This window comes from Flavobacteriales bacterium (genome assembly GCA_016716605.1).
Taxonomy (GTDB): Bacteria; Bacteroidota; Bacteroidia; order Flavobacteriales_F; family PHOS-HE28; genus PHOS-HE28.
In genome coordinates this window covers 937,572-963,012 of sequence record JADJWA010000001.1, presented here as the reverse complement: position 1 = coordinate 963,012, position 25,441 = coordinate 937,572, and the positions used below count along the sequence as shown (strand labels likewise).

Annotated in this window: 26 protein-coding genes; 10 read left to right on the top strand and 16 right to left on the bottom strand. The window is 63.1% G+C overall.

The window, feature by feature from the left end; all coding sequences use genetic code 11:
• Positions 1–27: 27 nt before the first annotated feature.
• The 4 genes from IPM12_03810 to IPM12_03795 all read right to left on the bottom strand — a co-directional run bounded on the left by IPM12_03810 (position 28) and on the right by IPM12_03795 (position 2,838).
• Positions 28–534, bottom strand: coding sequence for an acetyl-CoA carboxylase biotin carboxyl carrier protein subunit (locus tag IPM12_03810; GenBank protein ID MBK9146932.1), 507 nt, complete (start codon positions 532–534; stop codon positions 28–30).
• A gap of 39 nt (positions 535–573) precedes the next feature.
• Positions 574–1,137: an aminoacyl-tRNA hydrolase gene (locus IPM12_03805; protein ID MBK9146931.1), complete on the bottom strand. Its 564-nt coding sequence runs from the start codon at positions 1,135–1,137 to the stop codon at positions 574–576.
• A gap of 78 nt (positions 1,138–1,215) precedes the next feature.
• A complete protein-coding gene (locus tag IPM12_03800; GenBank protein MBK9146930.1) occupies positions 1,216–1,878 on the bottom strand; it encodes a 50S ribosomal protein L25 in 663 nt (220 codons plus the stop codon).
• Between the two features lie 12 nt (positions 1,879–1,890).
• Positions 1,891–2,838, bottom strand: coding sequence for a ribose-phosphate pyrophosphokinase (locus IPM12_03795; GenBank protein MBK9146929.1), 948 nt, complete (start codon positions 2,836–2,838; stop codon positions 1,891–1,893).
• A 123-nt stretch (positions 2,839–2,961) separates the two neighbouring features.
• Between IPM12_03795 and rnr the strand changes: the two genes are divergently transcribed.
• Positions 2,962–5,163 (top strand): ribonuclease R, encoded by a 2,202-nt coding sequence (gene rnr / locus IPM12_03790; protein ID MBK9146928.1) that lies wholly within the window; start codon positions 2,962–2,964, stop codon positions 5,161–5,163.
• Positions 5,164–5,174: 11 nt separating this feature from the next.
• Here rnr and pyk read toward each other — a convergent pair whose 3' ends face one another.
• From pyk to IPM12_03765, 5 genes are read right to left on the bottom strand one after another with little or no spacing between them, the layout of a single operon-like run.
• Positions 5,175–6,596, bottom strand: a complete 1,422-nt coding sequence (pyk, locus tag IPM12_03785; protein ID MBK9146927.1) for a pyruvate kinase — start codon at positions 6,594–6,596, stop codon at positions 5,175–5,177.
• A 21-nt stretch (positions 6,597–6,617) separates the two neighbouring features.
• Positions 6,618–7,040 (bottom strand): IPExxxVDY family protein, encoded by a 423-nt coding sequence (locus tag IPM12_03780; GenBank protein MBK9146926.1) that lies wholly within the window; start codon positions 7,038–7,040, stop codon positions 6,618–6,620.
• A gap of 21 nt (positions 7,041–7,061) precedes the next feature.
• Positions 7,062–7,853: a ribonuclease III gene (gene rnc, locus IPM12_03775; GenBank protein ID MBK9146925.1), complete on the bottom strand. Its 792-nt coding sequence runs from the start codon at positions 7,851–7,853 to the stop codon at positions 7,062–7,064.
• A gap of 1 nt (position 7,854) precedes the next feature.
• Positions 7,855–9,105, bottom strand: coding sequence for a beta-ketoacyl-ACP synthase II (gene fabF / locus IPM12_03770; GenBank protein MBK9146924.1), 1,251 nt, complete (start codon positions 9,103–9,105; stop codon positions 7,855–7,857).
• Positions 9,106–9,114: 9 nt separating this feature from the next.
• A complete protein-coding gene (locus IPM12_03765) occupies positions 9,115–9,351 on the bottom strand; it encodes an acyl carrier protein (protein MBK9146923.1) in 237 nt (78 codons plus the stop codon).
• 339 nt (positions 9,352–9,690) lie between these two features.
• Between IPM12_03765 and purN the strand changes: the two genes are divergently transcribed.
• From purN to IPM12_03745, 4 genes are all read left to right on the top strand, one after another.
• Positions 9,691–10,254, top strand: coding sequence for a phosphoribosylglycinamide formyltransferase (gene purN, locus IPM12_03760; GenBank protein MBK9146922.1), 564 nt, complete (start codon positions 9,691–9,693; stop codon positions 10,252–10,254).
• Positions 10,255–10,257: 3 nt separating this feature from the next.
• Positions 10,258–10,869 carry a MarC family protein gene (locus IPM12_03755; GenBank protein ID MBK9146921.1) on the top strand — a complete coding sequence of 204 codons (612 nt, stop codon included), beginning with the start codon at positions 10,258–10,260 and terminating at the stop codon, positions 10,867–10,869.
• The gene (rnhA, locus tag IPM12_03750) at positions 10,866–11,345 is read left to right on the top strand and encodes a ribonuclease HI (protein MBK9146920.1); all 480 of its coding nucleotides are present in this window, start codon (positions 10,866–10,868) and stop codon (positions 11,343–11,345) included. The genes IPM12_03755 and rnhA overlap by 4 nt, the downstream gene beginning before the upstream one ends.
• Before the next feature lie 86 nt (positions 11,346–11,431).
• On the top strand, positions 11,432–11,953 hold the full coding sequence (locus IPM12_03745; GenBank protein MBK9146919.1) for a ferritin: 522 nt from the start codon (positions 11,432–11,434) through the stop codon (positions 11,951–11,953).
• Between the two features lie 51 nt (positions 11,954–12,004).
• Here the strand turns inward: IPM12_03745 and IPM12_03740 are convergent, their stop codons facing one another.
• Positions 12,005–13,492: a M20/M25/M40 family metallo-hydrolase gene (locus IPM12_03740; protein ID MBK9146918.1), complete on the bottom strand. Its 1,488-nt coding sequence runs from the start codon at positions 13,490–13,492 to the stop codon at positions 12,005–12,007.
• A 70-nt stretch (positions 13,493–13,562) separates the two neighbouring features.
• On the opposite strand from IPM12_03740, the gene IPM12_03735 reads away from it, so the two are divergent.
• Genes IPM12_03735 through IPM12_03725 form a run of 3 tightly spaced genes read left to right on the top strand, consistent with a single transcriptional unit; the run spans position 13,563 to position 16,755 of the window.
• Entirely contained in the window at positions 13,563–14,075 is a 513-nt protein-coding gene (locus IPM12_03735; protein MBK9146917.1) for a YfiR family protein, read from the top strand.
• Positions 14,076–14,077: 2 nt separating this feature from the next.
• On the top strand, positions 14,078–14,962 hold the full coding sequence (locus IPM12_03730) for a hypothetical protein (GenBank protein ID MBK9146916.1): 885 nt from the start codon (positions 14,078–14,080) through the stop codon (positions 14,960–14,962).
• A gap of 5 nt (positions 14,963–14,967) precedes the next feature.
• Positions 14,968–16,755 (top strand): SpoIIE family protein phosphatase, encoded by a 1,788-nt coding sequence (locus tag IPM12_03725; GenBank protein MBK9146915.1) that lies wholly within the window; start codon positions 14,968–14,970, stop codon positions 16,753–16,755.
• Positions 16,756–16,854: 99 nt separating this feature from the next.
• Here the strand turns inward: IPM12_03725 and IPM12_03720 are convergent, their stop codons facing one another.
• A complete protein-coding gene (locus IPM12_03720; GenBank protein ID MBK9146914.1) occupies positions 16,855–17,697 on the bottom strand; it encodes a universal stress protein in 843 nt (280 codons plus the stop codon).
• A 240-nt stretch (positions 17,698–17,937) separates the two neighbouring features.
• Here IPM12_03720 and IPM12_03715 point away from each other — a divergent pair, with 240 nt between their 5' ends.
• Positions 17,938–18,300, top strand: coding sequence for a single-stranded DNA-binding protein (locus tag IPM12_03715; protein MBK9146913.1), 363 nt, complete (start codon positions 17,938–17,940; stop codon positions 18,298–18,300).
• Between the two features lie 5 nt (positions 18,301–18,305).
• On the opposite strand, the gene IPM12_03710 is transcribed toward IPM12_03715, so the two are convergent.
• The 3 genes from IPM12_03710 to IPM12_03700 all read right to left on the bottom strand — a co-directional run bounded on the left by IPM12_03710 (position 18,306) and on the right by IPM12_03700 (position 21,346).
• Positions 18,306–19,514 carry a hypothetical protein gene (locus tag IPM12_03710; GenBank protein ID MBK9146912.1) on the bottom strand — a complete coding sequence of 403 codons (1,209 nt, stop codon included), beginning with the start codon at positions 19,512–19,514 and terminating at the stop codon, positions 18,306–18,308.
• Positions 19,515–19,518: 4 nt separating this feature from the next.
• The gene (locus tag IPM12_03705; protein MBK9146911.1) at positions 19,519–20,310 is read right to left on the bottom strand and encodes a hypothetical protein; all 792 of its coding nucleotides are present in this window, start codon (positions 20,308–20,310) and stop codon (positions 19,519–19,521) included.
• Positions 20,311–20,875: 565 nt separating this feature from the next.
• Positions 20,876–21,346 (bottom strand): sigma-70 family RNA polymerase sigma factor, encoded by a 471-nt coding sequence (locus IPM12_03700; protein ID MBK9146910.1) that lies wholly within the window; start codon positions 21,344–21,346, stop codon positions 20,876–20,878.
• Between the two features lie 406 nt (positions 21,347–21,752).
• On the opposite strand from IPM12_03700, the gene IPM12_03695 reads away from it, so the two are divergent.
• Positions 21,753–22,109, top strand: a complete 357-nt coding sequence (locus IPM12_03695; protein MBK9146909.1) for a single-stranded DNA-binding protein — start codon at positions 21,753–21,755, stop codon at positions 22,107–22,109.
• Positions 22,110–22,195: 86 nt separating this feature from the next.
• Here IPM12_03695 and IPM12_03690 read toward each other — a convergent pair whose 3' ends face one another.
• The gene (locus tag IPM12_03690) at positions 22,196–22,780 is read right to left on the bottom strand and encodes a riboflavin synthase (protein MBK9146908.1); all 585 of its coding nucleotides are present in this window, start codon (positions 22,778–22,780) and stop codon (positions 22,196–22,198) included.
• Positions 22,780–25,368: a gliding motility-associated C-terminal domain-containing protein gene (locus IPM12_03685; GenBank protein ID MBK9146907.1), complete on the bottom strand. Its 2,589-nt coding sequence runs from the start codon at positions 25,366–25,368 to the stop codon at positions 22,780–22,782. The genes IPM12_03690 and IPM12_03685 overlap by 1 nt, the downstream gene beginning before the upstream one ends.
• Positions 25,369–25,441: the final 73 nt, after the last annotated feature.

The window sequence follows — 25,441 nt, the reverse complement described above, 5'->3', positions numbered from 1 at the left end:
GCGGCGCAGCCGAATCCGGACAGGCGCTCAAACGAACCGGATGAGCAGCTGCCCTTTCTCCACGGGCTTGCCCTTTTCGGCAGGTACGGCCTTCACCTCAGCATCGGCCGGGGCCTTGATCAGGTTCTCCATCTTCATGGCCTCGAGCACCAGCACCGGATCGTTCTTCTTCACGCGGTCACCGGGCTTCACCAGCACATTGAGCACCAGACCGGGCATTGGGGCCTTCAGGTCGCCAGCCTTGCGGGCCGCTTTGTCCAAGCCCAGGGTCTGCATGAGGCGGTCCTGCTCTTCCTCAAGCTTCACGGTGCATGTGCGCGCGCCGATCCGGAGGCGCACGGTGCGGCTCTCCTTGTCTTCCTTCAATACCAGTACGCGGTGGCTCTGGCCGTTGATCAGCACGCTGAATTGCGCCGGACCGGTGCGCACCACGTCTGCGTCGGTGCCCGTCAGGCTCCATGCTCCGGTGGGCGTTGTGCGCTCAAGGATGAGTTCCGTGCCGGTGCCGGAGATCGCGGCGAAGAGCTTGGCCATGTTTCCGTTGCAAAAGGACGCCGAAGGTAATTGGCGCTTTCAGCGCTTGTTGAAGTTGTTCATGGCATCGGCTACGCCGAGCAGGCCGAATTGCAGCACTGCTTTGGAAGCGAGCTCGATACGCTCCGCGATGGTCTTGCGCTCCTCCTCGCTCCACGGGCTGAGCACGTAGTCGCTCTGGCGCCCTTTGGGGAATTCGCTGCCGATGCCGAAGCGCAAGCGCGGGAATTCCTCGGTGCCCAGCAGCTCGATGATGCTGGTGAGCCCATTGTGGCCCCCGGCGCCTCCTTTCGCGCGGATGCGGATGGCCCCGAATGGGATCGCAAGGTCGTCCGTGATCACCAGCACGCGGTCTGCGGGGATGCCTTCCTGATCCATCCAATAGCGCACGGCCTTCCCGCTGAGGTTCATGAAGGTGCTGGGCTTGATCAGGATGAAGCTGCGGCCCTTATGGCGGAATTCGGCGCGATCGCTATAGCGGTCGTGGGTGAAACGGACGCCAGCGGCATCGGCCAAGCGGTCGAGCACTTGGAAGCCGATGTTGTGCCGCGTGTCCGCGTATTCCGGTCCGGGATTACCCAAGCCAATGATGAGGTGCTTCATGCGCGATGCAAATGAAACGAGCCCCCGACAAGGTCAGGGGCCCGTTCTTGGAATCGGTCGTTCGAGCGAAGTCGCGGACTACTTCTTCGCTGCGGGCTTGGCCTCTGCGGCCTTCGCATCGCCTGCTTTGGCATCGGCAGCGGGGGCAGCTGCACCGGCAGCGGGGGCGGCGCCGGCCGCAGGCGCCGCTTCTTCAACCTTCTTCGGCACTTTCACCGAGACCACAACGGCGTCAACGTCGTGCATCGGCGTGAGGCCATTGAGTTTCAGGTCGCCGACGTGCAGGCTCTGGTTGATGTCGAGGCCGGCCACGTCCACTTCCAAGTGAGCGGGGATCGCGCTGGGCAGGCCCTTCACCGTCACCTTGCGCATCACCTGGCTGACCTTGCCGCCATTGCGCACGCCAATGGGCTGTCCCTTCAGCCGAACGGAGAGCTGCACCTTGGCTTCGCGGTCCTCCTTCATCTCCATGAAATCCACATGGATCACGCGGTCATTGAGTGGGTGGAATTGCTTCTGGTGCACCATGGCGAGGGTCTTGTTGCCGTCGAGGTCAAGCTCGATGCCATTGACCTCCGGGGTGAAGACCACTTTGCGCAGGGCGGCCTCGTCCACGCTGAAGTGGACCGTGCCCGTGCCTCCGTAGAGCACGCAGGGCACGCGCTTCACACGGCGCAGCTGGGCGGCATCCTTGGTGCCGACTTGTTGGCGGACATTGCCGCTGAGGGTGATTCTGTTCATGGGGTGACGGTGTTACGCGATGATGAAATGACTGCTGATGCTCTCGTGGCTGCGCACGCGGCGGATCACATCAGCAAAGAGTTGCGAGACGCTCAGGACCTTTATCTTGCTGGTCTTTGCGAGCTTCTCGGCGGGAATGGGGATGGTATCGGTGACTATGAGCTCGGCGAGGGAGCTCTTCTCGATGCGTTCGCAGGCCTCGCCGCTGAGCACGGCGTGCGTGCACACCGCGCGCACGCTGGTGGCGCCGAGGTCCATCATCATGTCCGCGGCCTTGGTGAGCGTGCCGGCGGTGTCGATCATGTCGTCCACGAGCACCACGTTCTTGTCCTTCACATCGCCGATCACGGTCATGCGCTCGATCTGGTTGGCCACCTTGCGCTGCTTGTAGCAGATGGCCATGTCACAGCCCAAGTGCTTGCTGTAGGCGTTGGCGCGTTTGGTGCCGCCGGTGTCGGGAGCCGCCATCACGAGGTCCGGCAGCTTCATCTCCTTGATGTGCGGCAGGAAAATGGTGCTGGCGAAGAGGTGATCGACCGGCACCTCGAAGAAGCCTTGGATCTGGTCGGCATGCAGGTCCATGGTCATGATGCGGTCCACCCCGGCGGCGGTGAGCATGTTGGCCACCAGCTTGGCCCCCACCGAGACGCGGGGCTTGTCCTTGCGATCCTGCCGGGCGAAGCCGAAGTAGGGCATCACGGCCACGATGCGCTTGGCGCTGGCGCGCTTGGCGGCATCGACCATGAGCAGCAGCTCGAAGAGGTTGTCGCTGGGCGGGAAGGTGCTCTGCACGATGAAGACCAGCTCGCCGCGCACCGTTTCCTCGAAGCTGGGCTGGAATTCGCCATCGCTGAAGCGCGCCACGCTCACCTCGCCCAAGCGCTCGCCGCTGGCCGCAGCGATCTGCTCGCTCAGGTACTTGGTGGCGGTGCCGCTGAAGATCTTCGCGCTCTCGAGCATGGCTTTTCCCCGGAAACGGGCCGCGAATGTAGCGATCCTCAGCGGGTTATCAACACCTGTGGGTTATGTGGGGGGCGGTGGGCGGATACCTTCGGCGCCGGTCCTACCATCGGGACCCCGGCCATGCCCCAACGCCCATCCTCGCGCCCTTCCCGCCCAGACCCCTCTCCATCCCGCCTCGCCCAAGATGTCCTTGCCGCCATTCGCCGCAGTGGCCATGCGGGCATCACCAGCCAGCAGCTCGCCCTGCAGCTGGGCTTCAAGGACAAGGGCCAGCGCTACCTGCTCTTCGATGCTATTGAAGCGCTCTTGGACGAGGGCCGGATCGAGAGCGGCAAGAAGGGACGCTACACCGCGCAAGGGGGCAAGGACAGCGTAGAGGGCCGCATCGACATCATCGCCAGCGGGGCGGGCTACGTTCGGGTAGAGGGAGGAGAAGAAGACATCTTCGTTCACAACAAGAATGTGGGCGTGGCGCTGCACGGCGACCGCGTGCTGGTGAAGGTGATGAGCAGCCGCGGCACGCGCGCAGAAGGCAAGGTGCTGAGCATCCTGGAGCGCCGCCGCACCGAATTCGTGGGCACCATACACAAGCAGCAGGGGCGCCACATGCTAGTGGCCGATGATCAACGCGTGCAGCGGCCCTTCTTCATCCCGCCGCACGAGAGCCTCAACGCGCAGGAGGGCGACAAGGCCATCATCGCCTTGGGCGAATGGAAGGACAGCCGCGACATGCCGCGGGGAAGGGTGACCCGCGTGCTGGGTCGTGCGGGCGAGCACCACGTGGAGATGCATGCCATCCTCGCGGAATTCGGACTGCCGCTCGAGTTCCCAGAGAGCGTGCAGCTGGCTAGCGAGAAGATCGGCAACGGCGTAACGCCGGAAGAGATCGCCAAGCGCCGCGATGTGCGTACCATTCCCACGCTCACCATCGACCCCGATGATGCCAAGGACTTGGACGATGCGCTGAGCGTGCGCCGCCTGGAGAATGGGCATTGGGAAGTGGGCATTCACATCGCCGATGTGAGCCATTATGTGACCCCGCGCAGCGTGATCGACATGGAGGCCGCCAACCGCGCCACCAGCGTTTATCTCGTTGATCGCGTGGTGCCCATGCTGCCGGAGAGCCTCAGCAACGATCTCTGCTCGCTCAACCCGAACACCGACAAGCTCAGCTTCAGCGCCATCTTCGAGATGGATGAGCAAGCGCGCATCAAGGGCGAGTGGTTCGGCCGTACGGTGATGCGATCGCAGCGCCGTTTCGCGTACGCTGAAGCGCAAGCCATCATCGACGGCGGCGAAGGCGACTTCAAGGATGAAGTGCTCACATTGCACAGGCTCGCGCAGGTGATGCGCAAGGAGCGGATCGAGAATGGCGCGCTGGAGATCGGCGGCAACGAGGTGAAGTTCAAGCTCGATGAGCAAGGGCGCCCGCTCGGCGTGTATGAGAAGGTGATGGGGCCCGCGAATTGGCTGATCGAGGAATTCATGCTGCTCGCGAACAAGCGCGTGGCGGCGTGGGTGGGCAAGCAGAAGAAGGGCGGTGTTCCTCCATTCGTGTATCGTGTTCACGACCTTCCCGACCCTGAGAAGATCGAGCAGTTGCGCGCCTTGGCGAAGAGCTTCGGGCACAATCTCTCAGTGGCCAAGGGCGAGGACCTGCCGCACGCGATCAACCGCCTCTTGCAGGATGTGCGTGGCAAAGACGAAGAGAACACCATCAAGCAAGTGGCCATCCGCAGCATGGCCAAGGCGATCTACAGCACGGAGAACATCGGTCACTACGGACTGGCCTTCGAGCACTACACGCACTTCACCTCACCCATCCGCCGCTACCCGGATCTGCTGGTGCATCGCGCCATGGCGCACTACCTCGCTGGCGGCAAGCACCTTGATCGCGACGCGCTCGATGTGAGTTGCAAGCACAGTTCGCGCATGGAGAAGCAGGCGGCCGATGCTGAGCGCGCGAGCATCAAGTACAAGCAGGCCGAGTACCTGCTGGCGCGGATCGGGCAATCGTTCGAGGGCATCATCAGCGGCCTCACCAATTGGGGCATCTACGTGGAGTTGCGTGAGAGCCGCTGCGAGGGCCTGATCCAGATGCGCGAGCTGCCGGGCGATGTGTTCAAGTTCGACCAGCAGCGCTATGTGGTCTCTGGCCACCGCACGGGCCGCAAATTCCGCTTGGGCGATGAGGTCACCGTTGCGATCAAGGCCGTTGACATGGATAAGCGCACGGTTGATCTCGAGCTGCACGGCGAAGGGCGCGGGCCGGTGACCCCCAGCGGGAAATTCGTGCGCAAGGGCCGGAAGGGGCGGGGCTGAATGAGCTGCGCCTACGCCGGGCTGAGCTTGAGCATGTTGGCCATGCCTTGATCGGCGATGGGCATGCTGGCGATGTTCACCACCAAGTCGCCCTTCTGCACGAACTTCCCGATGCGCAGGATGTGCTTGATGTCGGCGATGGTGTGGTCGGTGCTCACGGTCTTGTCGTAGTACTGCGCGCGCACGCCCCACACCAGGTTGAGCTGATTGAGGATGCGGCGGTTGCTGGTGAAGGCGTACACGTTGGCCTTGGGCCGCATGCTGCTGATCTTGTAGGCCGTGTAGCCGCTGTGCGTCATGGTCACGATGGCCTTGATGTCGATCGCGGCTGCCATGCGCACGCTGGCCATGCAGATCGCGTCGGTGACCATGCGCTCGTCGTGCTCCAGGTCGGGCTGCACCACATTGAACATGGCTTCGCTGGTCTCCATTTCGAGCAGGATCCGGTTCATGGCCTTCACCACTTCCACCGGGAATTTGCCCACGCTGGTCTCGGCACTGAGCATCACGGCATCGGCATGGTCGAGCACGGCGTTGGCCACGTCGTTCACCTCGGCTCGGGTAGGGGTGATGCTGGTGATCATGCTCTCCATCATCTGCGTAGCCACGATCACCGGGCGGTGCTGCAGCAGGCAGCGCTTGATGATATCCTTCTGTGCCAAGGGCACCTGCTCCATAGGGATCTCCACGCCCAGGTCTCCGCGGGCCACCATGAGGGCATCGGCCTCGCGGATGATCTCATCGATCTCCCGGAGCGCTTCGGGCTTCTCGATCTTGGCGATCACGCGCGCATGCTTCTCGCGCTGCTGGATCAGGCCCTTGAGCTCGATGATGTCGCGCGCGCTCCGGACGAAGCTCAGGCCCACCCAGTCAACGTCCTGCTCCAAAGCGAAATCCAGGTCCGCGCGGTCCTTCTCAGTGAGGCAGGGCAGGCTCACGCGCGTGTTGGGGAGGTTGATCCCTTTGTTGGCGCTGAGCAGGCCGCCATGCACCACGCGGGTGGTCACCTCGGTGCGGCCATCGGTGCCGATCACCTCCAAGCGGAGCTTGCCATCATCGAGGAGCACGGCCTCGCCCACCTTCACGTCCTGCGGGAATTGGGTGTAGCTGGTGCTCACCAGGCCGGGTCGGCCAGCGATGGCCTCGGTTGTGATGGTGAGCAGTTCGCCGTCCTTGAGCGCAATCGGGCCGTTCTCCATTTCCCCGACGCGCAGCTTGGGGCCCTGCAGGTCGGCGAGGATGGCCGTGGTGAGGTTGAGCTCGGCGTTGAGCGAACGGATGGTGGCGATCAGCTCGGTGTAGAACGCGTAGCTGCCGTGGCTGAAGTTGAGGCGGCACACATCCAGGCCGCTGAGCATCATGTCGCGCAGCACCTCGCGCGAGGCGCTGGCCGGGCCGAGGGTGGCCACGATCTTGGTCTTCGGTTCGTTCATCGGGTTCCTTCGCCGGGAGGCTCAAAGCAACAGCTTATGGCCGTCGCGCAACTTGTTCATGTCGATGGTGCGGGCATGCAGCACGAATTCGGTGGAGCGCAAGCGATGCAGCAGGTCGGTCTCGCGGTCTGCGGTCTCGGGGTCGATCACCAGGAAGTAGTCGGCCTGTTTCTCCGCGGCGATGAGCCTGCGCTTGCCGCAGAGGTTGCTCACCAGCGACCACGGGGCGGCGCCATCTGCACCGGCTTGCTGGAACACGGGGTAATGCAGGTCCTTGCCGCGCACGTGCTCCACGATGTCGTTGCGTCGGCGCCCCAGATCCAGGCCCAGTGATCGGTTCAGCGCCCAGCACAGCCGGTAGTCGGGCACGTGGCTGCTGATGCCGATCACGGCTGCAGCCGGTGCGGCCTCGGCGTCATCGTCAAGGAGCTTGTGCCTGGCCATGCGCCAAAGGTACCTGCGGGCTCAGGCGCGACCGCCGCGTCGCTGTGCGGGCGCTTCGCGGTGCGCCGGTTCCCCGATGGCCTCATGCGCTTGGGTTTTCGGCCGGCGCGATCGCATGCTCTTGAACGCGCTCTGGGCGGCGTCCTGCTCGGCGGTCTTCTTGCTCGCGCCCTTTCCGGTGCCTTTCAATTCGCCATTGATGAGCACCTCGGCCAGGTAGTGCCGGCCGCGCCCGCCGCCGCCCTCGCGCACCACGAATTCCACCTTCTTCCTACGCTTCTGCCCCCACTCCAGCAAGCGGCTCTTGCCGTCACGGTCCTCCTTCTCGATCTCCTTCAGGTCGAAGTGCTGCGTGATGAGGCCCACCACCACCTTGCGCGTACGCTCGAAGCCTTTGTCCAGGAAGAGCGCGCCGATCAAGGCTTCCAGCGCATTACCCGGCACGCTGCTCTCATGCGCGCGCGCAACGGTGGTCTCGATCACGCGCTCGATTCCGATGCGCTTGGCCAGCGCATTCAGTTGGGTGCGGCTCACGAGCTTGCTGCGCATCCGCGTGAGGAATCCCTCGCCCTGATCGGGGTAGCGCTGGAAGAGCAGGTTGCCGATGATGGCGTCCAGAACAGCGTCGCCCAGGAACTCCAGCCGCTCATTGTCCGGCAGGTCCGGCCGCTCTTCGGAGACGGCGCTCACGTGGCGCAGCGCCTGGCGGTACAGCGGGAGGTCGCCCGGGGTGATGCCCAATTGCTGGCGGCACCAAGCGCGCACCCGCTTCTCCTCGGGGTTGCGCGCACGGTTGAACAGGCGGGCGATCACGCTAGCTGTGCTTGCGGAAGACCACCGAGGTGTTGTGCCCGCCGAAGCCGAAGGTGTTGCTCAGCGCGGCGTTCACGGTGCGGCGCTGGGCGCTGTTGAAGGTGAAGTTCAGCTGCGGGTCGATCTCGGGATCATCCGTGAAATGGTTGATCGTGGGCGGCACGATGCCGGTATGCACGGCCATGATGGCGGCCACGCCCTCGATGGCGCCGGCACCGCCGAGCAAGTGCCCGGTCATGCTCTTGGTGGCGCTGATGTTCAGCTTGTAGCTGTGCTCCCCGAAGAGCCGCTGGATGGCCTTCACCTCCTGCGGGTCGCCGATGGGGGTGCTGGTGCCGTGCGTGTTGATGTAGTCGATCTCATCGGGTCGCATGCCGGCATCCTTCAGCGCGGCCTTCATGCACAGCTCCGCGCCCAGGCCATCGGGATGCGGCGCTGTGATATGGTAGGCATCGCTGCTCATGCCGCCGCCCACCACTTCGCAGTAGATCCTCGCGCCGCGCGCAACGGCATGATCCAGGTCCTCGAGCACGATGCCCGCCCCGCCCTCGCCGAGCACGAAGCCGTCGCGGTCCTTGTCATAGGGGCGCGATGCGGTCGCGGGGTCGTCGTTGCGCGTGCTCATGGCGTGCAACGCGTTGAATCCGCCCACGCCTGCCTCATAGATCGCCGCTTCGCTGCCGCCGGTGACGCAGGCCACGCAGGTGCCGAGACGGATGTAGTTGTAGGCGTCGATCATCGAGTTGTTGCCCGATGCGCACGCGCTCACCGTCACATAGCTGGGGCCGCGAAGCGTATGGCGCATGCTGATCAGGCCGGCGGCGCTGTCCGCGATCATCTTCGGGATGAAGAAGGGGTTGAAGCGCGGGGTGCCATCGCCCTTGCCGAAAGCGATGCACTCGTCCTGGAAGGTCTTCAGGCCGCCGATGCCGCTGCCCCAGATCACGCCCACCTGGTCACGATCCACGCCGCTATCGAGCAGGCCGCTGTCCTTGAGCGCCTCATCGGAGCACACCAGCGCGTACTGCGCGAAAGGGTCCATCTTCCGCGCCTCCTTCCGGTCGAGGAAGTCCTCGGGGTTGAAGCCCTTCACCTCGCAGGCGAAGCGCGTCTTGAACTTGCTGGGGTCGAACTTGGTGATGGGCGCGGCTCCGCTACGGCCGCTCACTAAGCCCTCCCAGTAGTCCTTGAGGGTGTTCCCGATGGGTGTGAGCGCGCCCAGACCGGTGACGACCACACGCCTGAGCTGCATGCGGCAAGATTACTTCGCGTTCTTCTCCACGTACTCCACGGCCTGACCCACGGTCTGGATCTTCTCGGCCTGATCGTCGGGGATGGCGATGTTGAACTCCTTCTCGAACTCCATGATGAGCTCGACGGTATCGAGGCTGTCTGCACCCAGATCATTCGTGAAACTAGCCTCCATGGTGACCTCGTTCTGGTCAACGCCCAGCTTATCCACGATGATCGCGATTACCCTCGACTTGATGTCCGACATGTCGGTGCGGTTTTTTTTGTGAGGCCCCAAAGGAAAGACATTTTCGATACGGGCAAGCCGGGCGCCGGGGGCTCTACTTATGCACGGCCTGCACCTGATCCGAGGACTAGCCGCAGGGGCGGGAAACAGGCAATCCCTGGCCGGGAAGCCTTTGGCTGCCAAGCGGATTAGGCTCTGGGTGAGGGCCCCTCCGATGACGCCCACATGGAGGCCCAAGGCCGGGTGTGTGGCCGTCAAGTCCAAGCCGTCAAGCGGGATCCAAGGGTATGTAGAGGCCCCTCGGCCTCTGGCATGAAGGCATAGGAATCGGCGATGGACCGCAGGTTGCACCTTCGCGGCATGAAGCGCATCGCGGTGCTGGCCTCGGGCTCGGGTACCAATGCCCAACGGCTCATCGAGCATTTCGCGCAGCATCCGCACGCTCAGGTGGTGCTGGTGGGCTGTGATCAGCCGCAGGCCGGGGTGCTGCAGCGTGCTTGGCAATTGCATGTGCCAATCTGTTTGTTCAATGGCGAGCAGTTGCGAGACGGCACCGTGATCCGTGAGCTGCAAGGGCAGGGAATCGACCTGGTCGTGCTGGCCGGCTTCATGCGCCTGATCCCGGCTGAGATGGTGCGCGCATTCCCGGACCGCATCGTGAACATCCACCCATCGCTGCTGCCCAAGTTCGGCGGCAAGGGCATGTACGGCGAGCGCGTGCACCGCGCCGTGATCGCGGCCAAGGAGACCGAGACCGGCATCACCATCCACTTGGTGAACGAACGATACGACGACGGGCGCGTGCTCTTCCAGGCGAAATGCCCGGTGAACAAGGACGATACCCCGGACAGCCTGGCCGAGCGAGTGCATGCGCTGGAGCACGCGCATTACCCGGAAGCCGTGGATTCACTCCTATCCAACTGAACCATGTTCGACCTCCCCCAGATCGGCAAGGCCTTCCTGATCCTCTTCGCTGTGATCGACATCGTGGGCGGGATCCCTTTGATCCTGCAGGTGCGGCAGAAGGCAGGCAAGATCTACCCGGCCCGCGCCACGCTCGTGAGCCTGGGCATCATGATCACCTTCCTGTATCTAGGCGAGACCATCCTCAATGTGGTGGGCATCGATGTGCGCTCATTCGCCGTAGCCGGCTCGCTGGTGCTCTTCTTCATCGCCTTGGAGATGATCCTGGGCGTGCGCCTCTTCAAGGAGGACCTGAGCGCGCCGGGCCTCACGCCCGCCGCCGATGACCACAAGGTTCACAGCATCGTGCCCTTGGCCTTCCCGGTGATCGCGGGCGCAGGCACCATCACCACGGTGCTCTCGCTCCGCGCCGAATTCGACCGCCCCAACATCTTGGTGGCCATCGTCCTGAACATGATTCCCGTGGTCCTGGTGCTGCTGCTCACCAATCGGATTGAGCGCTTGCTCGGCCGTGTGGGCCTCATCGTGATCAAGAAGGCCTTCGGCATCATATTGCTCGCCATTGCCGTGAAGCTCTTCGCGGGCAACATCACTTTCCTGTTCCCCAAGGCATGAGCGTGACGCTTTATTCCGACGGAGCGGCCAGCGGCAATCCCGGCCCTGGAGGCTACGGCGTGGTGCTCGAGAGCGGAAGGCACCGCAAGGAGCTGTGGGGCGGCTACCGCATGACTACCAACAACCGCATGGAATTGCTCGCGGTGATCTTGGGCCTTGAGGAATTGAAGCGCCCCGGCACCGAAGTGGTGGTGGTGAGCGATAGCAAGTACGTGGTGGATGCTGTGGAGCAGGGCTGGCTCTTCGACTGGGAGCGCAACGGCTTCGCGAAGAAGAAGAATCCCGACCTGTGGAGGCGCTTCCTGAAGGCTTACCGCCAGCACAAGGTCAGGTTCCGCTGGATCCGCGGGCACAATGGCCATCCGCAGAATGAGCTCTGCGACCGTTTGGCGGTTGCGGCCCGCGAGCAGCCCGCGAGCATGCTCGCCGTTGATGAGGCCTATGAGCAAGGCGATCCGGAGCTTTTCGGCGCGTGAGCACCCGCTCGAACAAAGGCTGATGCCGGGGGTTAGTTTCGCAGCGCCATTCGCAAGGAGCGGACGGCGATCAATACCGAAGCACCATGCTCAGCAAGAAGATCGAAGCAGCCCTTAACGGTCAAGTGGCCGTTGAAGCCAGCAGCAGCCAAGCCTACCTCGCCATGGCCTCTTGGGCCGAGAACCAGGGCCTGCAAGGAACCGCAGCCTTCCTGTACCGCCACAGCGACGAGGAGCGCTTGCACATGCTCAAGCTCGTGAAGTTCATCAACGAGCGCGGCGGCAAAGCCGTGATCCCAGCGCTGAAGCAGCCAGGAACGGGCTTCAAGACAATCACCGACATCTTCCAGGCCCTGCTCGACCACGAGACCAAGGTCACCAATGAGATCAACGGCGTGGTGGACCTCTGCCTGAAGGAGAAGGACTACACCACCCACAACTTCATGCAGTGGTACGTGGGCGAGCAGATCGAGGAGGAGGCGCTGGCCCGCACACTGATTGACAAGCTGAACCTGATCGGCAACGACAAGGGAGGGCTCTACCTCTTCGACCGTGACCTTGAGGGCATGCAAGGCGCCGATGGAGGGAATTCCAATGGCGGCAAGTAGCGGCACGCCGTAAAGCGAATGCACGAGGGCGCCACGGGCGCCTTCGTCATTTCACGGCCACGGCCAATCGCCGCCGATGCGCAGGGGCTGTTCCAGGCCCGAATCGATCAAGCGCTGCTTCAACTGCGCCTCCGCGAAGTGCGGCGGAAGCACTGGAACGGCCGCTAACAGATAGGCCAGCGCACCCACGAAACGGACGTTGTTCACCATGGCCTGCGGGTCAACGAGGTGGATGTCGTCGCAGCTGCTATGGTAGCAGCCATAGACGTGCTTGCCGAGATCGCTGAGCGGATAGATCACCGGCACCCCGGCCAGGAGAAAGGGCTGGTGATCGCTGTGCAGCCAAACCTCGGTGCTCACGCGCCCCGCGAAGGCGGTGGTATCCACAGGGCGGATGCTGTCGCAGGCGTTGCGCAGAACCTGCTGCCACCCCTCGGGCCCGCCCACGCCGAAACCTTGCGGATTGCCGCTCATATCGAGGTTGATCATGCACTTCACGCGCGCCAGCGCACCGCTGGCGCGGTAGTGATCGACCAACGCGCGCGAGCCGAGCAGCCCTTGCTCCTCACCCATGAATAGCACGAAGCGGATGGTGCGTGCGGGCCGTTGCGGCATGGCGTTCATGGCGCGGGCGAGGTCGAGGATGCTGAACGAGCCGAGGCCATTATCGGTGGCGCCCGTGGCCAGATCCCAGCTATCGAGATGGCCGCCGATCACGATCACCTCATCGGGCCAAACGGCTCCGGGAATCTCGGCGATCACGTTGTTGGCCTCAACCACGGAGCTGGTGTTGCGCATGCCCAAGCGGGCCGTGAGCGCCTGCCCGGTGGCGAGCCGCTCGCGCAGCGCAGTGCCATCTTCGGTGGCGATGCATGCGGCGGGCACCGGGATCAAGGCGCCATCGATGGAGGCCGTTCCTGTGAGCAGCACATGCCCTTCCGCTTGGTTCACGAAGACCAAGGCCGCCGCGCCTCGGTCCATCGCCAGCTTGGCCTTCTCACTCCGATGAAGGTTGCGCGTGCCCTCGCTGGCGGCAACCAGACCGATGTTCACCAGCACGGCCGCACCATGGATCCGCGGGCCAAGGCGGTCGAGGTCGCCGGGCAGTCCATTGCCGCCATCAATCAGTGGCGCTTCCACCTGAGCGTCGAGCGGGGTGTTGGCCAAGGCCACGGCGGGCAGGTGAAGGAAGCCTTCGCCATCGCCAACGGTGAGCTGCACGGTGCCGCGAGACCAGGCTTGCGCCTTGAAGGGGAAGCGCTGCACCACGGGCAATCCGCTTAGGCGGAACAAGCTGTCGGCCGCCGACTCGGCCAAGGCGCCTTGCGGGGTCCCGGTTAGGCGATGCCCGATGGCTTGGCTGCTCCAGCGCAACCAGCGATAGCCCATGGCGTCCGTTTGCGCGGCGCGGTCGAATGACCGTAGCAGCGGACCCTGCCCGTGCAGGTCAACAGCAAGGTGTTGACAGACGGCCAGGAGCAGCGCCGAAGCGATGCGCCGAGGCTGGATACTTTGCAACGGGGTGGGGGTGATCGGCATGGTTTCAGAGAAGCGCGCGACCAAATCTATGCGAAGGGCGATTCCGGCAAGGCTGGCGCACAGGGTGCTCATGCTGGCGCTGCTGCTGGTCTGTAGCGCCGCCCAGCAGCCGCGCGACTCGGAGAAGGACACCACGGCGATCCTGCAGGCCAACTACCTGTACAACATCGCCAAACTGGTGGAGTGGAAGGACGAGGGCATGAGGCAGGGCAACTTCATCATCGGCGTGCTCGGCGGGGCCAACCTTTATCAGGAGCTGATCAAGCAGTACAGCACACGAACCATTGGCAAGCAGCCCATTGAGGTGCGAAAACTGCCGCGCTCGACAGACGTGGAGCGTTGCCACATCCTCTTCGTGGGCAAGAGCGAACTAGCGTTGTTGCCGGAGATCTACAAGCGAAACCAGGGAAAGCCTACCATGATCGTCACCGAGTACGCGGGCGCCCTTGAAGACGGAGCCATTGCGAACTTCGTGAAGGTGGACAACCTGCTGAAGTACGAATTGAGCATGGCCAATGCCCGGCAGCATGGCTTGGTGGTGGGCCTCACCCTGAAGAACCTCGCGCACCGCGTGCAGGAATGACCATGAACGCACGGGCAACCCTCTTAGTGCTCTTCGCCATAGTGGCGATTGCGGTGCGTGCGCAAGACCCGCTGGTCGAGGCGCTGCGCAAGTACCAAGCGGGCGACCTCGCCGGAGCTCGCATATTGGTTGACGAAGCCGTGGTATCGCCGCAGCATGCGGCCAATGCCGAGGCCTGGCTCCTGCGCGGCTTCGTTTACAAGGACATCTACAAGGCCAGATCCGGCACGCGCGAGGCTGATGCTGCTCGCGACTCGGCCATGGCGAGCCTGTATCGCACGCTTGAGATCGACCGCGATAGCACGTACCGCGACAACGCCCTTCAGGCGTATGACTTTCTCTCGCGCTCCTGCTACAACGAAGCCGCCAAGGCATTGGGAGAGGGCCAGGACACGCGCGCCGTGGAGCTCTTCGATGCCTACCGAGAGAGTACGTTGAGGGTGAGGCCTGAAACGGACCTGCGCTCGCGCTCGGCCGAGTTCGCCAACGCGCTCGGCACCCTTTACACCAAGCGCTTCAACGAGGATCGGACCCGCACCGAATGGTTCGAGCGGGCCACCGAGACCTACCAGGGCGTGCTCCGGATCGACCCGGAGAACTACGGCGCGAACTACAACCTGGCCACGCTCTTCTACAACATGGGCGTGTACCGCATCCGCGCGCTCCAAGCGGAGGCTGACCTGATCACCATGCAGCAGGTGCAGGAGGTGGCACGCGAATACTTCCAGCTCGCGCTGCCCTTCATGCTGAAAGCGCATGACATGAACCCCAGCCGCCGAGAAACCCTCCTAGGCCTCGAGGGCATCTATTACAGCCTGCAGGACGAGATGAACTCCGAGCGCTTCCGCGAGCTTTACGAGGCCCTTCCGCCGCAGGAGGACCGCTAGCGCACATGGCTTTGCGCATCACCATCGGACGCAAGATCGGGCTGGGCTTCGGCCTGTTCATCTTCTTCGCCCTTGTGGTAGTGTTGCTCACCAACCGAACCCTGGAGCGCAGCCGGGAGATCAACAAGGAGATCAACGAGGTGTACTCCCCCTCAGTGGATGCGCTCGTGGCCTTGCGGAACCTCACGGTGAGCGCGCACATGCTCATCAAGCACTGGGCCCTGATCGAGAGCCGTGCGGACGCGCCCGAGAAGAGCTCCTTGGTCGAGATCTCCACCCAGCGCATCCCAGCCGCCCTCGACGAGGTCGATACGCTCATGGCGCGATGGTCGCATGATGAAGTGGCCATCATGACCCAGGTGCACGCGCAACTGGGCGAGCTCATGGCGCTGCATGACAGCATCAAGCGCATGCTCCCCTCGCTGGAGAGCTACAACGACCCCTTCGTGCACATGGACCGTACCAGCATGGCCGAGGAGAACGGGCCCATCGATCAGCAGACCGCTAAAGTGCTGGCTGAGCTCGACCGGCTATTGGATATGCAGGAGCGCAAGCGGCGTGAGCTTAGCTCGGGCATGATCAAGAGCTTCGACTCGCTCAAGTTCTTCGTGCTGTACATGGGCATGGCGCTCGTGGTGGTCGGAATCATCGTGGCCTTCCTCATCATCCGGGGCATCGTCACCCCGGTGCAGCGCCTGCGAGGCATCCTGCTCAGCCTGGGCCGCGGGGTCTTCCCGCGCACCCGCGTGCGCATCACCAATGATGAGGTGGGCGACATGAGCCGGGCGCTCGGTGCACTCATTGACGGCCTTAGGCGGACCACGGACTTCTCACACGCCGTGGCCGCCGGCGACTTCAGCGCGGAGTACCAGCCGCTCAGCGAAGAGGACATGCTGGGCCACGCGCTGCTGAAGATGCGCGACGAGCTAGGCCAGCGCGAGCGAATCTTGGAGATGAAGGTGGCCGAGCGCACGGAGGAGGTCGTGAGGCAGAAGGAGGAGGTGGAGCGCCAGAGCCGCAAAGTGGTTGACCTATACAAGAACGTCACGGACAGCATCCGCTACGCCAAGCGCCTGCAGGATTCGATCCTGCCGCCCGAGCGCCGAATCCGTGAGCTGCTGCCCGAAGCCTTCGTGTATTACCGCCCCAAGGACATCGTGAGCGGCGATTTCTATTGGGTCGAGCGCGTGGGTGACCGCATCCTGTTCGCAGCGGTGGACTGCACAGGACATGGTGTGCCCGGGGCTTTCATGAGTCTCATCGGCCATAACGGCCTCAACCAAGCCGCCAAGGACCGCGGCATATGGCGCCCGGCCGATGTGCTTCGCGAATTGAACCGCACCGCCTTCGAGGCCCTTCACAAGGACCGGGAGCAGCACCTGATCCGCGACGGCATGGACCTCGCCCTCTGCAGCTACGACCCGCAGAGCCGCACGCTCGAGTATTCCGGCGCGAACTGCCCGCTCTATGTGGTGCGCAACGGCGAGACCCTGACCTACGCGCCCAACAAGGCGGCCATCGGCAACTTCGAGCCGCAGGGCCAGGATTTCATGCAGCATTCCATTGAATTGCGTTCGGGCGACATGGTATACGTGTTCTCCGACGGCTTCGCCGATCAGTTCGGCGGGCCCAACGGGAAGAAGTTCCTGTACCGTCGCTTCCGGGAACTGCTCGTCGAGGTGAGCGGCCATGCTCCGGAGCGCCAGCGACGCATGCTGCACGATGCCTTCAACGCCTGGCGGGGCGCGCATGAGCAGGTCGATGACATCCTGGTCATCGGGATGAGGGCTTGAGCCCGGGGGCACGTTGAGGAAATCGGGAGATCCAGTTGGTCCCCTCCAAGCCGCACGCCACTCAGCCGGTCACCAGTACAACCGACCTACCCCGCAGGCCTACTGGAAGCTCCAGCCTCCCCCTCCGGTGTTGGTCTCGCGCGGGTTCATGCACATCACCGGGATCTGTGCCTCGTTGGTGATGATCTCCTGCTCATAGGGCACGCCCAGCACGCCGAAGATGTTGCCTTGCGAAAGGTTCATGATCGCGATCAGATCGGCATCCACCGCAACGGCATGCTTCACCACGGCCTTCACGAAATCACCGCTGTCCTCATCGGCGATCCGCGCGTCGTGCGCGATGCCGCGCTCATCGAGGTACTGCTTGGCGAACTTGATGTGGTTCTGCAGCTGCTTGTGCAGGAACTCATCCTCTTCCTTGGGAACCAGTAGGTGCACCTTGCTCTGGAAGGTCTTGGCCATATCGGCTACCGCAGTCAGCTTCTGCCGGGTCTCCTTGTGAAGGTCGAGCGGTACCACGATGCTGTCGTAGCCGCCCTCCTTGATCCCGCGCTCCTGCACCACGATGAACGGCACCTGGCTGCTGGTGATCACGCGCAGCGCCCGGCTGCCGGTGATGAACTGCATGCCGCGCATGCCATGCGTGCCCATCACGATCAGCCCGCCACCGATCTCCGCCGCCGCATCACCGATGTCGTCGAAGATTGAGCCCACTCGCACGAGCTTATGCACGACAACGCCTGCTTCCATGGACTGTGCGCGCTGCTGCTCGAGCTCCAGCTTCCTGCGGGTCTCGTCCACTTCGTCCTGTTTGGCCACCACATGCAGCAGGTACACTTCGGCGCCCGTATGCTTGGCTAAACGCATGGCGTGGCTGATGGCGTTGTCCGCCACTTTGGTGAAATCAGTGGGCACCAGGATCTTCTTCGCGGTTCCGCTCATGGGTCAGGGAATTGGGGTTGGACGGTGTCTTCAGGCTTGCTTGCAGGCAGGCGCGAATGTAGAGCGCAAGCCTCGCCCATGCACGTATTCCCGCGCCGCCTGAACGCGTCAAGCAAACGGAAGCAAACAACGATGAACGCCTGCAAATGCCATTCACACGAATCGTGGCCCGCAGCCTCCTTCGATTTGCCGCCAGAAGGACAGCCATGTCGGCTGGGCCATGAAACACCAATGAACATGATCACGACGATGAAGAACAAAGTGCAGCTCGTGGGCCGCATCGGACAGGACCCCGAGCTGAGGACCGCCAGCACCGGCAACGCCATGCTGCGCTTGAGCATCGCTACCAATGAGCGCTTCAAGAGCGCTGGCGGCGAATGGAAAGACGATACGCAATGGCATCCGGTGGTGGCTTGGGGCAAGCAGGCCGAACGCTTGGCCACGCTGGTGCGCAAGGGCAGTGGCTTAGTGGTGGAAGGCCGCTTGGTGCATCGAACCTACGAGGCCAAGGACGGCAGCAAGCGGACCAGCACCGAGGTCGTGCTCTCTGATTACCAGTTGCTGGCCTCCAAGGCGGAGACCGTCCAGGTTGAGACCGAATGATCCGGTCAGGGCTGCTTCACCAGGCGCTGAGCGAAGCGCCCATGCTCGTCTTCAAGGGTGAGCAGGTAGCTGCCCGCCGCGAGGTGGCCCACGTGCAAGGGCCGTGAAGCGGTCGAGGCGGGCAGCCCGGTCTCCATCACTGTGCGCCCACCGGCATCGATCAAGGCCAGTCGGCGCGGCGTTCTTGAGGCGCCTATTTGCAGCACATCGGTGAATGGCGAAGGCCAGGCCAACGGGGCTTGGCCTTCGGCCTGTTCATCCAGCCCGACCACCGGTAGGATGGTGACTTCACGGCAGATGGTGCTCACGCAGGTGTCGCTCAGCAGCGGGCCCCACACCCGCAAGGTGCCGCAGAGCTCGTAGCTCTGGAACGGCACGTAGGCGTGCGCCGCGATCCTGCCCGTGGCCACCGCGCCATCGCCGAAGTGCCAGCTATAGCCGGCGTTCATGCCCGTGGTGAGTGAAGTATCCATAACGCCAACGAGGTTCTCGTATTGCAGCACCACGAATCCTTGATCCACCACCTCTTCACAGGGCATCCCGGATGGGCCGAGGTAGAGCCATTGGCACAAGGTGGCCGTGCAGTAGGTGGGCGCCGCGCCGACAACGGTCAGGCAGACCTCGAAAGGTCCGGCGCCGGAAAAGTCATGCGATGGCGAAGAGGCGGTCGCGATACTGCTGCCATCGCCAAAGTCCCAATAGGCATCGGCAACGCTGCCTCCAGGGAATAGCGACAGGTTCTCGAAAGTGATCATGCTGCCATCAACGGCGAGGATCCCGAAGTTGGGAGCAAGCCCAGCGCATACCGCATACGCTTGCGGCGCAACCAGCTTGCATACCGTGGTGATGCACGGTTGCGAGGCCATCTGGTCGAAGGCCTGTACCGTATAGCACATGGGATATGGTTGCGGAGAGCTGTATGGCACGGTGGGTGAACCAGCATAGTTCGTGACCCACTCGCTGGACCCATAATGGTAATAATCCCATTGGGCGCCGGTGACCGTGGTGCTGCCCGGCTGCACGTCAGGGTTGAAGAGGCAGGCGTAGCCATCCTGATAGCCGATGGCGAAATCAACGTGCATGCTGGTATCACAGGTCTGCAGCGTGCCTCCGCCCTTGGCCGCATCGTATCCGCTGAGCACCTGAGCCTGGAGCGCACTGTTAGTTGAGAGCAGGAGGGGCGCAGCTAGAAGGAGGTTCCGGGTAAGCGGCATGTGATCAGAATCGATGTTGGAGCATGAGGCGCAGCCCGAATCGTTCCGGATGCGCTTGAGCATCGGATCCGGGGCCGAAGACGGCCAGCGACCGTGATGCGAATGGCGTGGCCATGATCCGCGCGCGGTCGCTCACGGAGAATCCGATATCGAATCCGGCAAGGCCTGAAAGGCTCAACGGGTAACGCGAGCGCAGTTCGGATTGCGAGAGCGAACGCGAATGGACCAAGCCATCGGAATAGTCCAAGGCCAGGCTCGAGGAAGAATGGACGGTGGTGTGCTCGCCAACAGCGCCCAAGCGCGCTCCGAAGCACCAGTGACCACGCTGGAGGCTCCAAGCCAGCTCCACGGGAACACGTAAGCGCACTCGGCGATCCGCCCCCTCGGCCAGGGACTCATGCACAACCGGGGTGGTTACGGTTTCAACCGTGCTCGTGAAGACCTGGGTGTTCAAGGACACCACATGCGTCACGGTCTCCGTCTGCTCCTCCGTTCGGCGGTCCACGTGCCGAAAACTCTGGTCGAAGCGGTCTGCCTCAATGCCCACGCCGACGCTCAATCCAGAAGGCCAGCTTCGTCCCACAAGGGCGCCAATGGCCCATCCGCCCCGATAGCGACCGGATCCCTGGAGCGCGCGCTCCAGGTTCGCATGCTCGCTCTGCCATTGGTAGCGCGATGCTTGTGCGCTGCCGGTGAGCGCTGCCCACCATTGGCCGCGCAGTCGCTCCGCTCTCACAACGTCCGGCCCCCAAGGATCCAACGCTGGTAACGCGGCGTCTGCCAGGATTGGTTCCATGGGATGGAGGAGCTCACGCGCAAGTCCGGTTTCGGCGGATTCTGCTTCGGGCTTGTTTGAGGGTTGCGCAGAGCCCTGGGGCGCGCTTTCCGGAGCCGAATCCTCGGATTCAACTGCAACCACTCGAGTGGTCGGAGGGGTTGGTGAAACGCCCCCGTTCACTGGTGAACCGAACGGTCTCGCCAACGAACCTTGCTGGGAAACAGGCAAGCGCTCGGTCAATATATCCGGGGTGTTCTTCGGTGCGGGGGCCGGCGACTCGACGGCAGATTCGATTAGCGACCCCGACGCATGCGATACGCTCGGACGATTGGGTTCCCCGGGGGGCACCGCCTCGGCGGTCGAGTCCGCAGCGGCAATCGGTGTGTGAGCGCTTTGGCCCGGGTCTCGCAGCATCCATAGCACGCCCGAAGCACCTCCGATCAGCAGCAGCAAGAGCGCCAGCATGCGCTTGCGCCAGAGGGATCCGCGTCGCTTGCGGGCCTGCACATGCGCCAGGATCGAGTGGCCCAGCTCAGCGGGCGGCTCGGCGCCAGCGCCCTCGAGCCGCTGACGGAAGAACTCATCAATGGGATGCATTCCCGACATGCACAGGGGTGGTTGAAGCGTTGATCATGGATTGCAGCATGCGCCGGGCCTTGGCTAGCTGGCTGCGTGAAGTGCTCTCGCCGCAGCCCAGCATGCCGGCGATCTCGGCGTGGTCGAATCCTTCGATGGCAAAAAGGTTGAACACCATACGGTATCCTTCCGGGAGCGCTGAGACCATGCCCATGATCTCTTCGGTGCCCAAACGGTCAAGGGCATCCGCGGGCACAGGGTCCTCCGGCAGCTTCTCCAGGCCGAAGCGTTCTTGCTGGAAGCTCTTGCGGCGGTAACAATTGATCGCGGTATGTACCATGATCCGGCGCACCCAGCCTTCCAGCGAGCCCTCCATGCGGAAGTCCTTCAGCTTCTCGAACACGCGGATGAATCCTTCTTGCATCAGGTCTTGGGCCTCCAGCTCATGGCGCGCGTACCGAAGGCACACCGCGTACATGCGGCGCGCGTACCGTGCATAAAGAGCTTCCTGGCAGCGGCGCTCGCCCGCCAGGCAGCCCTTCACCAGTTCGCGTTCGGTGGGTTCACGCAACCAAGGGCCGTTCTAGCGCCAAGACACCTGTCGCTCCAGCAACGCTGCCTTGGCTAATCGGCACGGGAAGATAGGCTTGCGCGATGTACGGTTGGATGCGCCGAGGTTAGAGTCGAACCATTGTGCTGACGAAGCTGGTGCGATTGACCACCGCAGGCCGACCCGACAGCAAACGGCAAACAAACGGCTGCAATCAACTACAAGCGGGTACTGGCCGAATGCGGAGCGGGGCAAGAGAAAATGTTTGCAGCGTCGGACGGCATCAGCACCGGACGGCGGAGCAACAAGTCAAACACACAAACACCCAAGCACCATGAACACGCTGAAGAACAAAGTCCATCTCATCGGAAACCTCGGATTCGATCCGGAAGTGCGCGAGATCGCGAAAGGCCGCAAGGTGGCCCGCCTCTCGGTGGCCACGCACGACAGCTACAAGAACGCCAGCGGCGAGCGCGTCACGGACACCCAATGGCACACCGTGGTGGCTTGGGGGCAGACCGCTGAGATGGCCGAGCGCCTGCTGCGCAAAGGCTCACCGGTGATGCTCGAAGGGCGCTTGGTGCATCGGAGCTATGAGGCCAAGGATGGCAGCAAGCGCTACATCACCGAGGTGGTCATGAGCAACTTCCAGCTCCTGCCGAGCAAGCAGGAGGCAGCGGCGGCAGCGTAAGGCGGCAGGCACCGGGCCACAACCGGCCCAACAACGCGAAGGGCGGCCGATCATCGGCCGCCCTTCGATTTTGTCGCATGCAGCAATCACCTCCCCTCCATCATCCGCGCCACATACTTTCCCAGCACATCGTACTCCACGTTCACGGTATCGCCGGCGTTGAGCAACTTGAAGGTGGTGTGGTCGAAGGTGTAGGGGATGATGGCCACGACGAAGCCATCGTCGTTGAGCTGCGCGATGGTCAGGCTCACGCCGTTGAGGCAGATGCTGCCCTTGGGAACGAGCAAGTGCTTGGCCTCAGGCAACTCGAAACGGAAGCCCCAGCTGCCGCGCTCGTCGCGCACCTCGGTGCAGCGCACCACATCATCCACATGGCCTTGCACCAAGTGACCATCGAGGCGATCGCCGAGGCGCATGCTGCGCTCCAGGTTCACGGCATCGCCCACGCGCAGTGCGCTGAGGTTCGTGCGTGCAAGGGTCTCCTGCACCGCCGCGACCTCGTACGCATCGCCCAGGACCCTGGTCACGGTGAGGCAGGCCCCGTTGTGCGAAACGCTTTGATCGACCTTCAGCTCGGGCGCGATGCGCGCCTTTACCGTGAGCACGCGATTGCTGCCTTCGTTGCGCACAGCAGCAATGGCGCCGATCTCCTCGACAAGCCCAGTGAACATCAGTTGAGCTTGGGCGAATCCTTGCCGCCACTGATGTGGACGTAACCCTTGAGCTCCTTGGGCTCATCGCCCATGAGCCGCGCGAAGGTGACGATGCAGGTGTAGAAGTACACGCCGTCCGGGCAGGCTTCGCCATTGTTGTTCAGCGTTCCATTCCAAAGGATATCGGGGTCCTCGGTGCTGAAGACCGTTTGCCCCCAGCGGTTGTACACCTGCAGATCGATCGCCTTCACGCCGCGGTAGGGGAACGGAACGAAGAGATCATTGATGCGATCGCCGTTCGGTGTGAAGATGTTGGGCAGGGTGTAGAGCGGGCAATTGTCGCCGCAAACCGGCTCGATGAATGCGCTCTCGTTGCCAATGGTGTCGATGGCAGTGACCTGATAGCATCCCGAGACGCTGGTTCCGTTCACATGTGTGAAGCTGGTATTCTCCGCACCTACGATCGTGCCGATGAGCAGGTACTCCGAGGTCGGCGTCTCGGCGAAGTACACATGGTATTGGTACGTATCGTCAGCGCAGGTCTGGTTGGGGTTGTTCCAGGTGAGCGTGTTCAATGGAGTCTCGCAATCGTTGTCGATCTGAACGGTAGGTGGGCACGGCGGCGTCCGATCGCGCGGTGCCGCGCAGAGCTCCTGACTGAAATTGATCAGCGGCGCTGGGATGCCGGGGTTGCTGTATGCGCCGGTGCTGCGAACGAGGTAGCAGTAGTCCGTTCCGTTGCTAAGGCTGTTCTCGGTGAAGCTGTTCGTTGCGCTGGTGCCCACGAGCGTCCAGTTGCCCGCGATGTCACGGTACACCTCATAGAGCGAATTGATCCATGGCGTATTGAGCGCCCATGAGATGGTGAGCTGCTCATCGTTCGGCTCGGCGCTGATGAAGACCGACGAGGCCACGCTGCTGCTGCCGATGAAATCGCTGCCGCCACTGCCGAAGAAATCGACGCGGTACACGTGCGCTTGGTCCTGCGTGTTCAGGCCGAGATCGATGAACTCCGTGTCGGGATGCGCGAGGAAGGGGTGTAGCCCGCTGGTATGGATGAGGGTGGTGGCATTGGTGAAGCCCGTGCCGCGATAGAGCTTGAATTGATATGGGCCGGGGCGCAGCAGCGTGTCCAGGTCGTACGCGTTGCTCCAGCGTACCGTGTCGATGCCGGTGGTGGTGCTGGTCTCGCCCACGCTCACATGCGTGATCACGGGCACCTGTCGCGTGAGGGTTGCGCAGAACTCGACGCTGGCATAGCTCTCGGCGCCATTCGTGAAGGTGGCCACCACCATGTAACAGTAAGTGTTGCCCACGGTGATGGGGCCGTTATCCGTGAAGGCGCCGGTGCTGGATCCGCCGACGCTGCCGATGAGCGTGTAGCCGGTGTAGGCGGGAACACCGGTCTCGCAATTGTCCGGGATGAAGCCATAAGCGCCGAGCCGCCGATAGATCTTATAGCCCGACGCATTGGTGCACACCGTGGGCGTCCAGTTCAACAGCATGCTGCTGCCGCTGGGCGTGGCGATCGGGTTGGTGGGCGGCGGCGATACCACGGTGATGTTCATGGTGCGGTAGTCGAACAGCTCCACCTCAGGGTCGTTATCGTGCGCCTCGAACACCACTTGGTAAGGCTGCGGGCGCACATGGCTGCAGTTGGTTCCCCAAGAGAAGATGCCAGACACCGCTTGACCTGGCGATGGGCTCACGAAAGTGGCCGGTGAGCTGGGCACCACGAAGGGCTGCCCGAGCGCGGTGAGCGTGACCAGGTCGCCGGAGTTGGGATCGGTAGCCTGAACGTTGAAGGCGAGGAGGGTCCCGGCCGTTACGCAGGTGTCCTGCACCGCAGCGATCACCGGCGGGTTATTGTCGCAGGTGAGCACCGTCACTTGCATGTCGCGCATTACCCAGCCCACATTCAGCATCACGCCGTTCACGCGCCGCCATTCGAGCACGCGGAACGCGATGTTGAACTCGCCCAATTGGCCCGGATTCAACCATCGGATGGTGCCCGTGATGGGGTCGATGCTGTAGCTGTTGCCATTGCAGCCCGGTGTCTGGTTGGGGAACAGGTAGCCGACGATGGGCTCTACATCGATGCCGAGGCAGGCCGCAGGCTCGAAGCTCAGGCTGTCGCCATCGGGGTCGTATGCAACCGGATTGTGCACCCAGGGCCGGCAGAAGCACGCATCCTGGATGGGTGACTTCAGGAAGCGCGGCGAGCAATTGTTGCCGCCCGCAGGGCTGATCACCAATTGGGTCTCCACCGCGAAGGGCTGGTTCACCGAGTTGGGGATGTTCAGCACCCCGGCATTGCGGTTCTCATCGAAGAAATAGAGCGTGAACACCCCAGGGCCCCCATAAGTGTGCGTGCCGGTGTACACGTTTCGGCGCACATCATCGGCCTCTTGGTAAGGCAATTGGCGGTCCAGCACGGTGCTGTCGCCATCGCCCCAATGGATGGTGAGCTGCGGGCGGTCGGCGGGTGCAGAGACTTTGGTGTGCGTGATGATGGTGGCCTCGTAGGTGAGCCCGCTCACATGGCACACGATGATCTCCCCCGCGCGGTTGTGCGTGGCTTGCACGGCAAGGGCCGTCAGCGCCAAGCATGAAATGAAGAAAGCGCGGAGCAATCGCATCGGTAGGCAAAGATGGGCCATTGGCAAGGGCACCCGTTCC

What these genes read in the sequence shown, in the direction of transcription:
- IPM12_03720 (MBK9146914.1), bottom strand. Translation starts at nt 17,697, where the DNA reads ATGAGCGGAACCGCGAAGAAGATCCTGGTGCCCACTGATTTCACCAAA.
- IPM12_03805 (MBK9146931.1), bottom strand. Translation starts at nt 1,137, where the DNA reads ATGAAGCACCTCATCATTGGCTTGGGTAATCCCGGACCGGAATACGCG.
- IPM12_03695 (MBK9146909.1), top strand. Translation starts at nt 21,753, where the DNA reads ATGAACACGCTGAAGAACAAAGTCCATCTCATCGGAAACCTCGGATTC.
- IPM12_03795 (MBK9146929.1), bottom strand. Translation starts at nt 2,838, where the DNA reads ATGCTCGAGAGCGCGAAGATCTTCAGCGGCACCGCCACCAAGTACCTG.
- IPM12_03765 (MBK9146923.1), bottom strand. Translation starts at nt 9,351, where the DNA reads ATGTCGGACATCAAGTCGAGGGTAATCGCGATCATCGTGGATAAGCTG.
- IPM12_03700 (MBK9146910.1), bottom strand. Translation starts at nt 21,346, where the DNA reads ATGTACGCGGTGTGCCTTCGGTACGCGCGCCATGAGCTGGAGGCCCAA.
- IPM12_03730 (MBK9146916.1), top strand. Translation starts at nt 14,078, where the DNA reads ATGAACGCACGGGCAACCCTCTTAGTGCTCTTCGCCATAGTGGCGATT.
- IPM12_03800 (MBK9146930.1), bottom strand. Translation starts at nt 1,878, where the DNA reads ATGAACAGAATCACCCTCAGCGGCAATGTCCGCCAACAAGTCGGCACC.
- rnhA (MBK9146920.1), top strand. Translation starts at nt 10,866, where the DNA reads ATGAGCGTGACGCTTTATTCCGACGGAGCGGCCAGCGGCAATCCCGGC.
- IPM12_03725 (MBK9146915.1), top strand. Translation starts at nt 14,968, where the DNA reads ATGGCTTTGCGCATCACCATCGGACGCAAGATCGGGCTGGGCTTCGGC.
- IPM12_03735 (MBK9146917.1), top strand. Translation starts at nt 13,563, where the DNA reads ATGCTGGCGCTGCTGCTGGTCTGTAGCGCCGCCCAGCAGCCGCGCGAC.
- IPM12_03705 (MBK9146911.1), bottom strand. Translation starts at nt 20,310, where the DNA reads ATGGAACCAATCCTGGCAGACGCCGCGTTACCAGCGTTGGATCCTTGG.
- IPM12_03745 (MBK9146919.1), top strand. Translation starts at nt 11,432, where the DNA reads ATGCTCAGCAAGAAGATCGAAGCAGCCCTTAACGGTCAAGTGGCCGTT.
- purN (MBK9146922.1), top strand. Translation starts at nt 9,691, where the DNA reads ATGAAGCGCATCGCGGTGCTGGCCTCGGGCTCGGGTACCAATGCCCAA.
- IPM12_03740 (MBK9146918.1), bottom strand. Translation starts at nt 13,492, where the DNA reads ATGCCGATCACCCCCACCCCGTTGCAAAGTATCCAGCCTCGGCGCATC.
- IPM12_03780 (MBK9146926.1), bottom strand. Translation starts at nt 7,040, where the DNA reads ATGGCCAGGCACAAGCTCCTTGACGATGACGCCGAGGCCGCACCGGCT.
- IPM12_03755 (MBK9146921.1), top strand. Translation starts at nt 10,258, where the DNA reads ATGTTCGACCTCCCCCAGATCGGCAAGGCCTTCCTGATCCTCTTCGCT.
- pyk (MBK9146927.1), bottom strand. Translation starts at nt 6,596, where the DNA reads ATGAACGAACCGAAGACCAAGATCGTGGCCACCCTCGGCCCGGCCAGC.
- IPM12_03810 (MBK9146932.1), bottom strand. Translation starts at nt 534, where the DNA reads ATGGCCAAGCTCTTCGCCGCGATCTCCGGCACCGGCACGGAACTCATC.
- IPM12_03690 (MBK9146908.1), bottom strand. Translation starts at nt 22,780, where the DNA reads ATGTTCACTGGGCTTGTCGAGGAGATCGGCGCCATTGCTGCTGTGCGC.
- rnr (MBK9146928.1), top strand. Translation starts at nt 2,962, where the DNA reads ATGCCCCAACGCCCATCCTCGCGCCCTTCCCGCCCAGACCCCTCTCCA.
- IPM12_03710 (MBK9146912.1), bottom strand. Translation starts at nt 19,514, where the DNA reads ATGCCGCTTACCCGGAACCTCCTTCTAGCTGCGCCCCTCCTGCTCTCA.
- fabF (MBK9146924.1), bottom strand. Translation starts at nt 9,105, where the DNA reads ATGCAGCTCAGGCGTGTGGTCGTCACCGGTCTGGGCGCGCTCACACCC.